The sequence below is a fragment of the Bacillus sp. FSL W8-1127 genome (assembly GCF_038006725.1).
Classification (GTDB): Bacteria; Bacillota; Bacilli; order Bacillales; family DSM-4216; genus Bacillus_O; species Bacillus_O smithii.
On sequence record NZ_JBBOVU010000001.1, the window covers coordinates 1 to 16257 of the forward strand.

The 16257-nt window shown below is 43.8% G+C and carries 8 protein-coding genes, 2 tRNA genes and 2 rRNA genes; all 12 read left to right on the forward strand.

Translation table 11 applies throughout. The features are described from left to right. Window positions 1-1344 carry a chromosomal replication initiator protein DnaA gene (dnaA, locus tag NST12_RS00005; RefSeq protein WP_341100008.1) on the forward strand — a complete coding sequence of 448 codons (1344 nt, stop codon included), beginning with the start codon at window positions 1-3 and terminating at the stop codon, window positions 1342-1344. A 185-nt stretch (window positions 1345-1529) separates the two neighbouring features. Continuing rightward, complete coding sequence (gene dnaN / locus NST12_RS00010) at window positions 1530-2672, forward strand: DNA polymerase III subunit beta (protein ID WP_341100009.1); 1143 nt, start codon at window positions 1530-1532, stop codon at window positions 2670-2672. Between the two features lie 403 nt (window positions 2673-3075). Then, on the forward strand, window positions 3076-3294 hold the full coding sequence (gene yaaA / locus NST12_RS00015; protein WP_003353420.1) for a S4 domain-containing protein YaaA: 219 nt from the start codon (window positions 3076-3078) through the stop codon (window positions 3292-3294). Between the two features lie 16 nt (window positions 3295-3310). Further along, complete coding sequence (gene recF, locus NST12_RS00020) at window positions 3311-4435, forward strand: DNA replication/repair protein RecF (RefSeq protein ID WP_048622314.1); 1125 nt, start codon at window positions 3311-3313, stop codon at window positions 4433-4435. Window positions 4436-4439: 4 nt separating this feature from the next. Continuing rightward, on the forward strand, window positions 4440-4697 hold the full coding sequence (gene remB / locus NST12_RS00025; protein ID WP_048622315.1) for an extracellular matrix regulator RemB: 258 nt from the start codon (window positions 4440-4442) through the stop codon (window positions 4695-4697). Between the two features lie 279 nt (window positions 4698-4976). Next, the gene (gyrB, locus tag NST12_RS00030) at window positions 4977-6902 is read left to right on the forward strand and encodes a DNA topoisomerase (ATP-hydrolyzing) subunit B (RefSeq protein WP_270583207.1); all 1926 of its coding nucleotides are present in this window, start codon (window positions 4977-4979) and stop codon (window positions 6900-6902) included. Window positions 6903-7003: 101 nt separating this feature from the next. Beyond that, window positions 7004-9469 carry a DNA gyrase subunit A gene (gene gyrA / locus NST12_RS00035; RefSeq protein ID WP_048622316.1) on the forward strand — a complete coding sequence of 822 codons (2466 nt, stop codon included), beginning with the start codon at window positions 7004-7006 and terminating at the stop codon, window positions 9467-9469. Window positions 9470-9797: 328 nt separating this feature from the next. Beyond that, a complete protein-coding gene (locus NST12_RS00040) occupies window positions 9798-10889 on the forward strand; it encodes an HD-GYP domain-containing protein (protein WP_328203237.1) in 1092 nt (363 codons plus the stop codon). Window positions 10890-11264: 375 nt separating this feature from the next. Beyond that, window positions 11265-12819 (forward strand): 16S ribosomal RNA (locus tag NST12_RS00045). A 189-nt stretch (window positions 12820-13008) separates the two neighbouring features. Beyond that, window positions 13009-13085 (forward strand) — tRNA-Ile (locus NST12_RS00050). Window positions 13086-13108: 23 nt separating this feature from the next. Next, window positions 13109-13184 (forward strand) — tRNA-Ala (locus tag NST12_RS00055). 80 nt (window positions 13185-13264) lie between these two features. Further along, window positions 13265-16197: ribosomal RNA gene (locus NST12_RS00060) — 23S ribosomal RNA — on the forward strand. The 16S and 23S rRNA genes sit together here with 2 tRNA genes alongside, the layout of an rRNA operon. The last annotated feature ends 60 nt before the right edge of the window (window positions 16198-16257 follow it).

The window sequence follows — 16257 nt, forward strand, 5'->3', positions numbered from 1 at the left end:
ATGGAGAATATTGAGGATTTGTGGAATAAAGCGCTTGCCAGTATTGAAAAAAAGATCAGCAAGCCAAGCTTCGAAACATGGCTAAAGTCAACCAAAGCCCATGCGCTTCAAGGCAACACACTAATCATTATCGCTCCCAATGAATTTGCTAGGGATTGGCTCGAAGGACGCTATTCGCAATTAATTGCGGGAGTCATCTATGAGTTGATTGGCGAAGAACTCGATATTAAATTTATCATCCCTCAAAATCAGGAAGAAAATGATTATGACATACCCGTTCCCAAAAAAGTCCAATCTAAAGATGAAGAGTATGACTTTCCTCATAGCATGTTAAATCCGAAGTATACATTTGATACATTTGTTATTGGATCCGGAAACCGTTTTGCTCATGCCGCTTCTCTTGCAGTAGCGGAAGCACCTGCTAAAGCATACAATCCTTTGTTTATCTATGGGGGAGTTGGATTGGGAAAAACCCACCTTATGCATGCGATCGGACATTACGTTCAAGAGCATAATCCTGCGGCGAAAGTTCTTTATATAACATCCGAAAAATTCACCAATGAATTTATTAATTCGATTCGCGATAACAAATCCGATGAATTTCGCAATAAATATCGAAATGTCGACGTTCTTTTAATTGATGATATTCAATTTTTAGCAAAAAAAGAACAAACACAAGAAGAATTTTTCCATACCTTTAATACGCTGCATGAGGAAAGCAAACAAATTGTCATCTCCAGTGACCGTCCTCCTAAAGAAATTCCAACTTTGGAGGATCGGCTGCGATCGCGTTTTGAGTGGGGATTAATTACGGATATCACCCCGCCTGATTTGGAGACAAGAATTGCCATCCTCCGCAAAAAAGCGAAAGCAGAAGGTTTGGACATCCCTAATGAAGCCATGCTTTATATAGCCAATCAAATAGATACAAATATTCGGGAGCTGGAAGGAGCTCTTATTCGTGTTGTTGCCTATTCTTCCCTTATCAATAAAGACATTAATGCTGATTTAGCGGCAGAAGCATTAAAAGACATTATTCCAAGTTCTAAGCCCAAAGTAATTACTATCCAGGAAATTCAGCGAGTAGTGGGCGAATACTATAATGTGAAGTTAGAAGACTTTAAAGCCAAAAAAAGAACAAAATCCATTGCGTTTCCTCGGCAAATTGCCATGTATTTGTCAAGGGAGCTCACGGATTCCTCTCTTCCAAAAATAGGGGAAGAGTTTGGCGGCCGCGACCATACAACCGTTATTCATGCGCATGAAAAAATTTCCAAGCTGCTGCAAACGGATGAGCAATTGAAAAGAAGCATTGCTGAAATTAAAAATAAACTTAAATCCTAAATGGGAGTACTGTGAATAACATGACTAGGGCTAGCCACAGTCTGTCCACATGTGGATAGGCTGTGTTTTCGTATAATTAACAGGTTTATCCACATATCCACAGCCACTATTATTACTACTACGACTTTTTAAAATAATAATATATGTTTTTGAACATAAAATTATTCTCATTGGAGGCAATGAAAATGAAATTTGTCATTCAAAAAGATCGTCTTGTTCAAAGCGTTCAAGATGTAATGAAAGCAGTATCTTCAAGAACAACGATCCCCATATTGACAGGAATTAAAATTGTGGCGGATGACCAAGGAGTTTCCTTAACTGGAAGTGATTCTGACATTTCGATTAAATCCTTTATTCCTACCGTTGAAGAAGATATTCAAATTGCAACCATCCAGGAGAGCGGTGCTGTCGTTCTTCAGGCCAAATTTTTTAGCGAAATCGTTAAAAAATTGCCACTCGATACAGTAGAAATCGAAGTAACCAATAAAAGCAATTACCAAACCGTTATACGATCCGGACAAACAGAGTTCAACTTAAATGGATTGGATCCTGATGAGTATCCCCATTTGCCGCAAATTGAAGATGGCAATGTTTTTCAATTGCCGGCGGATTTAATGAAAACCATTATTCGGCAAACTGTTTTTGCAGTGTCCACGTCAGAAACACGTCCAATCTTGACAGGTGTCAACTGGAAAGTGGAAGGAAATGAACTTATTTGCGTAGCCACGGATAGCCATAGGCTTGCGCTGAGAAAAGCGGCTGTAGAAACTGAATTTGAAGAAGCATACAGCGTGGTGATCCCGGGAAAAAGTTTAAGCGAATTAAGCAAAATTTTAGATGATTCATCGGATCCAGTAGAAATTGTGTTTATGGAGAATCAAGTTTTATTCAAAATGAAACATATTTTATTCTTTTCAAGATTGCTGGAAGGGAATTATCCGGATACATCTAGACTGATTCCTACCGAAAGCAAAACCACCATTGAATTAAATACAAAAGAGTTTTTGCAAGCTATTGACCGCGCTTCTCTCCTTGCAAGAGAAGGACGAAATAATGTTGTCAAGCTATCCACCGTAGAACAAAATGAAATTGAAATTTCTTCTAATTCTCCTGAAATCGGGAAGGTCATTGAATTGGTAAAAAGCCAGCGAATTGAAGGGGAAGAGCTAAAAATCTCATTTAGCGCCAAATATATGATGGATGCTTTAAAAGCGTTGGAAGGCACCGAAATTCGTATTCAATTTACGGGAGCTATGCGCCCCTTTGTGATAAGACCTATTATGGATGACTCAATTTTGCAGCTTATTTTGCCGGTGAGAACGTATTAATTTCGTAATTAAACTGTTTTCGATCCATTTGAAAGCTGTCCGCTTTGCGGTGCCTCAACGATTACCGCAAGGCGGATCTTTGTTTAAAGCATTATGCTATAGGGTGGCTTGAGATTAAATCACTGCAAACAAAATGTTTAAAGGTTTTGATACAGAGTTTTCACTATTTGCTGGTATCTGACTCTTAAGGTTCTTCCTTCTATAGTGGATTTTATGGCGAAGGCAGGCCTTTAAAAGGGTCAGTTTTTTATTGGATGATCGAAAGAGAAAATCAGTTGCGGCCATCTCTATTTAATTCCATTCTTGGATTTGGGTGTTTTGAGACAAGTATGATTTTGAATTTACCTGATTATTTTAGTAAAATTAAATTTTAGATACTAAAATCGGAAAGCAGTGAGCACGAATGGCAGAAAAGGTTTTTATCGATACAGACACCATTACTCTTGGACAATTTTTAAAATTGATCAATGTGATTTCTACGGGTGGAATGGCTAAATGGTTTTTGAGTGAAAACGAAGTGTATATAAACGGAGAACTGGACCAACGGAGAGGGAAAAAATTAAAACCAGGCGATACCGTTGTCATTCCTTCCGTCGGTGAATTTGTCATTACACGAACTTAAAAAGGGTGTCGCGTAAATGTACATGAAAGAGCTGGTATTGGAAAATTTTAGAAATTACGAATCTTTGCAATTAACTTTTGACAATAAGGTGAATGTGATACTCGGGGAAAATGCCCAAGGAAAAACAAATGTACTCGAAGCGATTTATGTATTGGCGATGGCTAAATCCCATCGCACGTCAAACGATAAAGATTTGATTCGCTGGGATGAAGAGTATGCTAAAATAGAAGGTAGAGTGGAAAAACGGCATACCTCGATTCCATTAGAATTAACGATTTCAAAAAAAGGGAAAAAAGCGAAATCCAATCATATTGAGCAGCAAAGATTAAGTCAATATGTTGGAAATTTGAATGTCGTGATGTTTGCTCCTGAGGATCTTCATTTAGTCAAAGGAAGCCCGCAAGTTAGACGCCGTTTTATTGATATGGAGATCGGACAAATCTCTCCTGTCTATTTACATGATATTAGTCAATATCAAAAAGTTTTACAGCAAAGAAATCATTATTTAAAACAGCTGCAGGCTAATAAGCAGCACGACAAAACGATGCTGGAAGTTTTGAATGAACAGTTAATTACGTTAGCGGTAAAGATTGTTCAAAAACGTTTTGAGTTTATCCGGCTTTTAGAAGAATGGGCTCAGCCGATTCATTCCGGAATCTCCAGAGGACTTGAAAAATTAAAAATCGATTATCGTCCGTCTATCGATGTATTAGAAGATGACGATTGGTCAAAAATGGTAGAAGTATTCGAAGAAAAAATTTCTTCTCAAAAGGAGCGGGAGATTGAGCGCGGGGTCACGTTGATAGGCCCTCACCGGGATGAATTGGTTTTTATGGTGAATGGAAAAAACGTTCATACCTTTGGATCGCAAGGACAGCAAAGAACGACAGCTCTTTCTGTAAAATTGGCGGAAATTGAGTTAATTTGCTCGGAAATCGGCGAATACCCTGTGCTGCTTTTGGATGACGTTTTATCGGAATTGGATGATTTTAGACAGTCGCATTTGCTGAACACCATTCGCGAAAAAGTTCAGACATTTGTCACTACAACTAGTACAGACGGCATTCATCATCAAACGTTGAAAGAAGCAGATACTTTTCATGTGATGGCCGGCAGGGTGTCAAAACAAGATGGAGGTTAAAAGAATGTATTTGCATGTAGGAGATGATTGCATAATACATGCAAAAGATATTGTGGCCATTTTGGATCGGAAAGGTTCGGATATTCCCAGCCTTTTGCAGTATTGGAATAGAACGGGGAAGATCCCGAAATCATCGGTTTTGCCTCCTGACTGTAAATCGATCGTCATTACAACGGAGCAAATCTATTTTTCACCGTTTGCCTCAGGTACTCTGAAAAAACATTTAACCCGCATAAATGGTCATTCAGTTTTTAATTTTTAATTTCCTTAACAAGAACGGATTCGGGATTTGCTGTCCGGAAAGGTATGTTCAACAAACTTCCGACTTCCGACGAAATGGAGAAATTTCCTCCTGATCCACTCGACCCGGCTCATTTATGCGAAGTATACAGATCTTTAGATCGTTTATATAAATCAACATTGGATGCCCGCTTATGTTGTGTCGGGCTTTTGCGGTTATTTCCCCGTTTTTTGGCGGGGCTGCACGAGCAGTGAAAGCAGGAAAAGGCATTGAAGAAAGAGCAGGTGATTGAATTTGGCGATAGATAAGAACGAACAAAATTCTCAATCGTATGATGCTAGCCAAATCCAGGTATTAGAAGGTCTGGAAGCTGTAAGAAAACGACCTGGTATGTATATTGGATCAACAAGCAGCAAAGGTCTTCACCACTTAGTCTGGGAAATCGTTGATAATAGTATTGACGAAGCACTTGCCGGATATTGCAGTGAAATCAATGTCATTGTTGAAGAAGACAACAGTATAACGGTGATTGACAACGGCCGCGGTATCCCAGTGGACATTCAAGAAAAAATGGGCCGTCCGGCAGTAGAAGTCATTATGACCGTTCTTCATGCCGGCGGGAAATTCGGCGGAGGCGGATATAAAGTATCCGGGGGCCTTCACGGAGTTGGTGCTTCCGTTGTTAATGCCTTATCCACTGAACTGGAAGTGTTTGTCCATCGGGATGGCAATATTTATTATCAAAAATACCGGCGCGGTGTCCCAGTAGAAGATTTGAAAACGATCGGTCATACCGATCGAACGGGAACAACCGTTCATTTTAAGCCAGACCCGGAAATTTTTACGGAAACCACCGTGTTTGATTATGACGTATTAGCGACAAGAATTCGTGAACTTGCTTTTTTAAACCGGAATATCAAGATTACCATCGAAGATCGCCGTGAAGGGCAAAAAAGAAAAAATGAATATCATTACGAAGGCGGAATCAAGTCTTATGTCGCTCATTTAAATCGTACCAAGGAAGTACTTCATGAAGAACCCATTTATGTTGAAGGTTTAAAAGATGATATTCAAGTAGAAATTGCCTTGCAATACAACGAAGGTTTTTCCAGCAATATTTATTCATTTGCCAACAACATTCATACGTATGAAGGCGGAACTCATGAATCTGGTTTTAAAACAGCCTTGACTCGAGTAATCAATGATTATGCCCGCAAAAACGGACTGATAAAAGATTCGGATCAAAATTTATCAGGAGAAGATGTCAGAGAAGGGCTGACCGCCATTGTTTCCATTAAACATCCAAATCCTCAATTTGAAGGTCAAACGAAAACAAAATTAGGAAATTCAGAAGCTCGCACCGTTACGGACGCTCTTTTCTCTGAGCATTTTGAAACCTACCTACTTGAAAACCCATCCGTGGCCAGAAAAATCGTAGAAAAAGGATTGATGGCGGCGAGAGCGCGGCTGGCAGCTAAAAAAGCACGTGAATTGACAAGAAGAAAAAGTGCATTGGAAGTTTCCAGTTTACCGGGAAAACTTGCCGACTGTTCTTCACGCGATCCATCCATCAGCGAATTGTTTATTGTGGAAGGGGACTCGGCAGGAGGATCTGCCAAGCAAGGCCGCGATCGTCATTTCCAAGCCATTTTGCCTTTGAGAGGAAAAATTTTGAACGTGGAAAAAGCGCGGTTGGATAAAATTTTATCCAACAATGAGATCAGAATGATCATTACCGCTTTAGGCACCGGAATCGGGGAAGAATTCGATATTTCAAAAGCCCGCTACCATAAGGTGGTCATCATGACGGATGCCGATGTAGACGGTGCTCATATCCGTACGTTATTATTAACCTTTTTTTATCGTTATATGCGCCAAATCATTGAAGCGGGCTATGTTTATATAGCACAGCCTCCTTTATATAAAGTTTCTCAAGGAAAGCGAATTGAGTATGCATATAATGATCGGCAATTGGACGAAATTTTATCCAGTCTTCCAGAAAGTCCAAAACCAGGCATTCAACGTTATAAAGGTTTAGGGGAAATGAATCCGGAACAATTATGGGAAACAACAATGGATCCTGAAACAAGAGCAATGCTTCAAGTTAGTTTGGAAGATGCCATAGAAGCTGACGAAACATTTGAAATGCTGATGGGAGACAAAGTAGAACCGCGCAGACAATTTATTGAAGAAAATGCTTTGCACGTAAAAAATCTAGATGTTTAATACAGCAGGATAGATGAAAAGTCTATCCTGCCTTCGTAAAGAAAACAGATTCTTACGGCTGACACGCCGGGAACTGTGTGTATGAAGGAGGTTCTTAATAAATGGCAGATATGCCTAGTTCTAGAGTACAAGAAGTGAATATCAGCCAGGAAATGCGTTCTTCCTTTCTTGATTATGCCATGAGCGTCATCGTCTCCCGTGCTATCCCCGATGTCCGCGATGGTCTTAAGCCGGTGCATCGCCGTATTTTATACGCGATGAACGATCTTGGAATGACGCCGGATAAAGCATATAAAAAATCGGCTCGTATTGTCGGCGAAGTCATTGGGAAGTACCATCCTCACGGTGATGCCGCCGTTTATGAAACGATGGTCCGTATGGCTCAAGATTTCAGCTACCGCTATATGCTTGTGGACGGACATGGAAATTTCGGTTCCATTGACGGTGATCCCGCTGCCGCTATGCGTTATACGGAAGCCCGTATGTCCAAAATTTCGATGGAATTATTAAGGGACATAAACAAAGACACGATTGACTATAAAGATAACTATGATGGATCTGAAAAAGAGCCTGAAGTGTTACCATCCCGATTCCCCAACCTGCTTGTAAACGGATCATCAGGAATTGCGGTTGGAATGGCAACCAATATCCCGCCTCATCAGTTGGGAGAAGTCATTGATGGCATTTTAGCATTAAGCAAAAACCCGGACATTACGATTTCAGAGTTAATGGAGTACATTCCGGGGCCTGATTTCCCAACAGCAGGACTTATTATGGGAAGAAGAGGCATTCGTAGAGCGTATGAAACCGGCAGAGGGTCGATTACACTACGGGCGAAAGCGGAAATTGAAACAAAATCCAACGGAAAAGAAGCCATTATCATCACTGAAATTCCTTATCAAGTCAATAAAGCCAAATTAATTGAAAAAATCGCAGAACTCGCTCGTGATAAAAGAATAGATGGCATTACGGATTTAAGAGATGAATCAGACCGTCGCGGTATGAGAATTGTCATCGAAGTGCGCAAAGATGCCAATGCCAATGTATTGCTTAATAATTTATATAAACATACAGCTTTGCAAACAAGTTTTGGCATCAATTTGTTGGCTCTTGTAGACGGTCAACCTAAAGTATTGAACTTGAAGCAATGCCTGCATTATTATCTCGAGCACCAAAAAGTTGTCATTCGCAGAAGAACGGAATTTGATTTGCGAAAAGCAGAAGCGCGTGCACATATTCTGGAAGGATTGCGCATTGCACTCGATCATATTGATGAAATTATTAATCTTATCCGCTCCTCTCAAACAACGGATATTGCCCGGCAAGGCTTAATGCAACGTTTTTCTTTGACCGAAAAACAAGCCCAAGCCATTCTTGATATGAGGCTGCAGCGGTTGACAGGTTTGGAACGGGAAAAAATTGAAGAAGAATATCAAAATCTGATTCGGTTGATCGCTGAACTAAAAGCGATTCTTGCCGATGAAGAGAAAGTACTGCAAATTATCCGCGACGAACTTTTAGAAATTAAAGAACGTTTTAATGATAAACGCCGTACAGCGATCATGGATAGCGGAGTCGACGAAATTGAAGATGAAGACCTGATTCCCGAGGAAAATATCGTGATTTCGCTCACTCATAACGGTTATATTAAACGCCTTCCACTTTCTACTTACAAAAGCCAAAAGCGCGGCGGCAGAGGCATTCAAGGCATGGGAACGAACGAAAATGATTTTGTGGAACATCTCATTACGACGTCGACCCATGACACGATTTTATTTTTCACTAACAAAGGAAAAGTGTATAAAACGAAAGGGTATGAGATACCGGAATTAGGAAGAACCGCAAAGGGAATTCCAATCATCAATGTGCTTGGAATTGAGAAAGATGAATGGATTAATACCATGATAGCCGTGGAAGAATATCATGAAAATTGGTATTTAGTCTTTACGACCAAGCATGGGATTACAAAACGAACGCCGCTGAGAGAGTATGCTCATATTCGTACGAACGGCTTGATTGCTTTGACATTAAGGGAAAATGACGAACTCATTTCGGTTAAATTGACAGATGGAAACCAAGATATTGTCATTGGAACAAAGAACGGCATGATGATTCGGTTTAAAGAAACGGAAGTTCGGTCGATGGGTAGAACTTCTACTGGTGTGAAAGGAATTACGTTGGATGATGACGATGAAGTTATTGGAATGGAATTGCTGCATGATGGCGAAGAAGTTCTGATCGTTACTCGAAACGGTTATGGAAAACGAACGCATGAAGCTGAATATCGAATTCAAGGGCGCGGAGGAAAAGGATTGCGCACTTGCAGAATCACTCCGAAAAACGGTCCTCTTGTCGCTATAAAAACGATTTCTGGTGAAGAAGACATCATGCTCATGACTGCTGGCGGTGTTTTAATTAGGATGGATGTTCAAGACATTTCTCGAACGGGAAGAAATGCACAAGGAGTAAAATTAATTCGCCTTGACGAAGATGAATATGTCGCCACCGTAGCCGTTGTTGAAAAAGAAGAAAGCGACAAAGAAGAAGATCAAGAAACGGAAGAATAGGTCAAATTTCTTCTTCAGGACACTTCATTAAATTTCCCGCTAACTGTAATGATGTGAGAAACATATAAGCTAATCGATTTATATATGTTCATTAGGTGGTCTTAAAAATGGTGTATCTTCTCTCTCAATTGAAGAAAGAGAAGATAGACCTTTTTCTTTTGTATAAATTCCTTGATACTGGGATTAAAAAAAGAACTATTTTAGATTGATTAGAAATGAATGGAAAAATTGAAAAAATTGATAATTTTTTGCAATATTTTTTTAATTCCCTCTTCATTTTGGAGTTTTTTTGGTAAATTGGTAATAGATAATGATGGAGGGATTCTTAATGGAGGTAAGAGTGGAAGAGCTGGAAGCGGGTCTGACTTTAAACAGCGATGTTTTAGGTCTTTCAGGCTACCCTATTATTCCTAAAAATACAGTACTAACAGATGAGCATATCGAGATCTTGAAAGCCTTTTCCGTATCATCTGTCGATGTAAAAGGCAAGGAACGGAAGAATTCATTCACTAAATCCAAAAATCAATCGCCAGTGTCAGCCGTTCGAACGCAAGAATTTGAAAAAAATACGAATAAGCAAACAAACCTTTTTGATTTGTATATGAATGGGGTAGTGTCGTACGAAAGAGAATTCAAAAAATGGCAGTCCGGATTGGGAATTGACATAAATGCTGTGAGAAAGATTATTCTGCCTTTAATAAAAACGATCGAATTTCAAAAAGATAAATTGATTGAAATTCTTGATTTTACCACAAAAGAGAAATATTTATTTCATCATGCAGTATCTGTAGGCATGATCAGCAGTTCCTTAGCCCAAGAAATGAAGCTTGGAAATGGGACGTCCATTCAAGTGGGACTGGCGGGTTTATTAGCGGATTGCGGCATGGCTAAAATCAATGGTACTCTTTTGAAGCCGGACAAACAATTATTTTCTCAATATAATGACATTAAGCAGCATGTCATGCATAGCTATAATATGGTCAAAAACATTAATCTATTGAGGACGGAAACGAAGCTTAGCATTCTCCAGCATCATGAAAGACTAGATGGAAGCGGTTATCCTCTTGGTGAAAAAGGTAAGAGAATCCATTTACTTTCACAAATAGTAGGTATTGCGGATCTTTTTCATCATATGGTTTCAGAAAGAGTTCATGAGAAAAAACAACCGTTATTTAAAGTGCTCGAAACGATTCGTCATGATTTGTTCGGACAATTTGATATTCAAGTTGTTAATGCTCTTTTAAGTGTTTTCGCTCGTCTATCGATTGGCACAAGAATCCAGCTGATGGATCAAAGGATCGCAACGGTTCTATTTGTAAATGACAATGAAAAAACAAGACCGATTATTAAAATAGAGGGTACAAACGAAGTGATTGACATGGCGGCTAAAAGAGATTTGGTCATTGATAAGGTTCTTTAAAAGAGTTTAAAGCTCAATCACGGAGGCCTATATTCTTTTATGTTATTTTAATCAAATTACATTTAATGGATGATTGAAATTCGAGCTGTTTCGCAGTTCATTGAAAATAGGAGTTTAACTATTGTTTTAAACTATACTTTTGAAAAAACAAAAAAACAAAAACAGACATTATACGAAAATAGGGGTTGAAATCTTTCAAGATCATTGTTATCATATCTAGCGGAAAGTTTTTTGGTCATGTTTTTTCTTTTAAAAAAATATTGACTCACTAATTTGAATGTGATAATATATAAAAGTCGCTTAATTGATCTTTGAAAACTGAACAAAACGAAGCGTAAACCAATGTTTCGATAGAAACAAGCCAAGTCAAATTTCTTTTTGGAGAGTTTGATCCTGGCTCAGGACGAACGCTGGCGGCGTGCCTAATACATGCAAGTCGAGCGGACTTTCAAGAAGCTTGCTTTTTGAAAGTTAGCGGCGGACGGGTGAGTAACACGTGGGCAACCTGCCTGCAAGACGGGGATAACTCCGGGAAACCGGGGCTAATACCGGATAATATCTTCCTTCGCATGAAGGAAGGTTGAAAGGCGGCGCAAGCTGCCGCTTGCAGATGGGCCCGCGGCGCATTAGCTAGTTGGTGAGGTAACGGCTCACCAAGGCGACGATGCGTAGCCGACCTGAGAGGGTGATCGGCCACACTGGGACTGAGACACGGCCCAGACTCCTACGGGAGGCAGCAGTAGGGAATCTTCCGCAATGGACGAAAGTCTGACGGAGCAACGCCGCGTGAGCGAAGAAGGTCTTCGGATCGTAAAGCTCTGTTGTCAGGGAAGAACAAGTACCGTTCGAACAGGGCGGTACCTTGACGGTACCTGACCAGAAAGCCACGGCTAACTACGTGCCAGCAGCCGCGGTAATACGTAGGTGGCAAGCGTTGTCCGGAATTATTGGGCGTAAAGCGCGCGCAGGCGGTCTCTTAAGTCTGATGTGAAAGCCCACGGCTCAACCGTGGAGGGTCATTGGAAACTGGGAGACTTGAGTGCAGAAGAGGAGAGCGGAATTCCACGTGTAGCGGTGAAATGCGTAGAGATGTGGAGGAACACCAGTGGCGAAGGCGGCTCTCTGGTCTGTAACTGACGCTGAGGCGCGAAAGCGTGGGGAGCGAACAGGATTAGATACCCTGGTAGTCCACGCCGTAAACGATGAGTGCTAAGTGTTAGAGGGCTTCCACCCTTTAGTGCTGCAGCTAACGCATTAAGCACTCCGCCTGGGGAGTACGGCCGCAAGGCTGAAACTCAAAGGAATTGACGGGGGCCCGCACAAGCGGTGGAGCATGTGGTTTAATTCGAAGCAACGCGAAGAACCTTACCAGGTCTTGACATCCTTCGCTACCTCTAGAGATAGAGGGTTCCCCTTCGGGGGACGGAGTGACAGGTGGTGCATGGTTGTCGTCAGCTCGTGTCGTGAGATGTTGGGTTAAGTCCCGCAACGAGCGCAACCCTTGACCTTAGTTGCCAGCATTCAGTTGGGCACTCTAAGGTGACTGCCGGTGACAAACCGGAGGAAGGTGGGGATGACGTCAAATCATCATGCCCCTTATGACCTGGGCTACACACGTGCTACAATGGATGGTACAAAGGGTCGCGAAACCGCGAGGTGGAGCTAATCCCAAAAAACCATTCTCAGTTCGGATTGCAGGCTGCAACTCGCCTGCATGAAGCCGGAATCGCTAGTAATCGCGGATCAGCATGCCGCGGTGAATACGTTCCCGGGCCTTGTACACACCGCCCGTCACACCACGAGAGTTTGCAACACCCGAAGTCGGTGAGGTAACCCTTACGGGAGCCAGCCGCCGAAGGTGGGGCAGATGATTGGGGTGAAGTCGTAACAAGGTAGCCGTATCGGAAGGTGCGGCTGGATCACCTCCTTTCTAAGGAAGAAGAAAAGCAGAGGCGACTGTTCAGGTGCGACAAGCACAAGACAGCTTGCGAGGAGGTAGTATTTCAACCACCGCAGCAAGATGGATTGTGACCTCGAGCACCTAGGAGCCGGAGCTGGACAGATATCAATTGTACGCTTTCGTTTTGTTCAGTTTTGAAGGATCAATCCTTCCTGGTGGGGGCCTGTAGCTCAGCTGGTTAGAGCGCACGCCTGATAAGCGTGAGGTCGATGGTTCAAGTCCATTCAGGCCCACCATGTGAAAACCCAATAGAAATGAAGGGGCCTTAGCTCAGCTGGGAGAGCGCCTGCTTTGCACGCAGGAGGTCAGCGGTTCGATCCCGCTAGGCTCCACCAAATCTGATTGTTCCTTGAAAACTAGATAGAAGAAAGAAGCAGCATAAACCGAGTATCGCCATCTAGGATAGAACCAACATGGTTAAGTTAGAAAGGGCGCACGGTGGATGCCTTGGCACTAGGAGCCGATGAAGGACGGGACTAACTCCGAAAAGCTCCGGGGAGCTGTACGTAAGCGTTGATCCGGAGATTTCCGAATGGGGAAACCCGCTGCCCGTAATGGGGCAGCATCCTTGCCTGAATCCATAGGGTAAGGAAGGCAACCCGGGGAACTGAAACATCTAAGTACCCGGAGGAAGAGAAAGCAACAGCGATTCCCTGAGTAGCGGCGAGCGAAACGGGAACAGCCCAAACCAGAAGGCTTGCCTTCTGGGGTTGTAGGACACCAATCGTGGAGTTACAAAGGAACGAGGTAGACGAAGAGGTCTGGAAAGGCCCGTCAGAGAAGGTAACAACCCTGTAGTCGAAACTTCGTTCCCTCCCTGGTGGATCCTGAGTACGGCGGGACACGAGGAATCCCGTCGGAAGCTGGGAGGACCATCTCCCAAGGCTAAATACTCCCTAGTGACCGATAGTGAACCAGTACCGTGAGGGAAAGGTGAAAAGCACCCCGGGAGGGGAGTGAAAGAGAACCTGAAACCGTGTGCCTACAAGTAGTCAGAGCCCGTTTACGGGTGATGGCGTGCCTTTTGTAGAATGAACCGGCGAGTTGCGATCTCATGCGAGGTTAAGTCGGAAAGACGGAGCCGCAGCGAAAGCGAGTCTGAACAGGGCGCATGAGTATGGGGTCGCAGACCCGAAACCAGGTGATCTACCCATGTCCAGGGTGAAGGTGAGGTAACACTTACTGGAGGCCCGAACCCACGCACGTTGAAAAGTGCGGGGATGAGGTGTGGGTAGGGGTGAAATTCCAATCGAACTTGGAGATAGCTGGTTCTCTCCGAAATAGCTTTAGGGCTAGCCTCAAGGAAAGAGTCTTGGAGGTAGAGCACTGTTTGGACTAGGGGCCCTCATCGGGTTACCGAATTCAGACAAACTCCGAATGCCAGTGACTTATCCTTGGGAGTCAGACTGCGAGTGATAAGATCCGTGGTCAAAAGGGAAACAGCCCAGACCGCCAGCTAAGGTCCCAAAGTATACGTTAAGTGGAAAAGGATGTGGAATTGCTTAGACAACCAGGATGTTGGCTTAGAAGCAGCCACCATTTAAAGAGTGCGTAATAGCTCACTGGTCGAGTGATTCTGCGCCGAAAATGTACCGGGGCTAAACGTATCACCGAAGCTGCGGGTGGACACCTTCGGGTGTCCGCGGTAGGAGAGCGTTCTAAGGGCAGAGAAGCCAGACCGGAAGGACTGGTGGAGCGCTTAGAAGTGAGAATGCCGGTATGAGTAGCGAAAGAAGGGTGAGAATCCCTTCCACCGAATGCCTAAGGTTTCCTGAGGAAGGCTCGTCCTCTCAGGGTTAGTCGGGACCTAAGCCGAGGCCGACAGGCGTAGGCGATGGACAACAGGTTGATATTCCTGTACCACCTCTTTTCCGTTTGAGCGATGGGGGGACGCAGGAGGATAGGGTAAGCGCACTGTTGGATGTGCGTCCAAGCAGTGAGAGGGGCAGCGAGGCAAATCCCGTTGTCACTAACCTCAAGCTGTGACGGCGAGAGAAATATAGTACCGAAGTTCCTGATTCCACACTGCCAAGAAAAGCCTCTAGCGAGGAAAAAGGTGCCCGTACCGCAAACCGACACAGGTAGGCGAGGAGAGAATCCTAAGGTGTGCGAGAGAACTCTCGTTAAGGAACTCGGCAAAATGACCCCGTAACTTCGGGAGAAGGGGTGCTTTTTGGGGTGCATAGCCCCGAGAAGCCGCAGTGAATAGGCCCAGGCGACTGTTTAGCAAAAACACAGGTCTCTGCGAAGCCGTAAGGCGAAGTATAGGGGCTGACGCCTGCCCGGTGCTGGAAGGTTAAGGGGAGCGCTTAAAGCTTTGCTTGAAGGTGCGAACCGAAGCCCCAGTAAACGGCGGCCGTAACTATAACGGTCCTAAGGTAGCGAAATTCCTTGTCAGGTAAGTTCTGACCCGCACGAAAGGCGTAACGATCTGGGCACTGTCTCAACGAGAGACTCGGTGAAATTATAGTACCTGTGAAGATGCAGGTTACCCGCGACAGGACGGAAAGACCCCGTGGAGCTTTACTGCAGCCTGATATTGAATTTTGGTACAGCTTGTACAGGATAGGTAGGAGCCTTGGAAACCGGAGCGCCAGCTTCGGTGGAGGCGCCGGTGGGATACTACCCTGGCTGTACTGAAATTCTAACCCGCACCCCTGATCGGGGTGGGAGACAGTGTCAGGTGGGCAGTTTGACTGGGGCGGTCGCCTCCTAAAAGGTAACGGAGGCGCCCAAAGGTTCCCTCAGAATGGTTGGAAATCATTCGCAGAGTGCAAAGGCAGAAGGGAGCTTGACTGCGAGACCTACAAGTCGAGCAGGGACGAAAGTCGGGCTTAGTGATCCGGTGGTTCCGTATGGAAGGGCCATCGCTCAACGGATAAAAGCTACCCCGGGGATAACAGGCTTATCTCCCCCAAGAGTCCACATCGACGGGGAGGTTTGGCACCTCGATGTCGGCTCATCGCATCCTGGGGCTGTAGTCGGTCCCAAGGGTTGGGCTGTTCGCCCATTAAAGCGGTACGCGAGCTGGGTTCAGAACGTCGTGAGACAGTTCGGTCCCTATCCGTCGCGGGCGCAGGAAATTTGAGAGGAGCTGTCCTTAGTACGAGAGGACCGGGATGGACGCACCGCTGGTGTACCAGTTGTCTCGCCAGAGGCATCGCTGGGTAGCTATGTGCGGAAGGGATAAGTGCTGAAAGCATCTAAGCATGAAGCCCCCCTCAAGATGAGATTTCCCATTTCTTCGGAAAGTAAGATCCCTGAAAGATGATCAGGTAGATAGGTCCGAGGTGGAAGCGTGGTGACACGTGGAGCTGACGGATACTAATCGATCGAGGACTTAACCAAAAGAAAGCGAAATCGGTGAAACTGCTTCTTCTATCTAGTTTTGAAGGAACAATCGTTCCG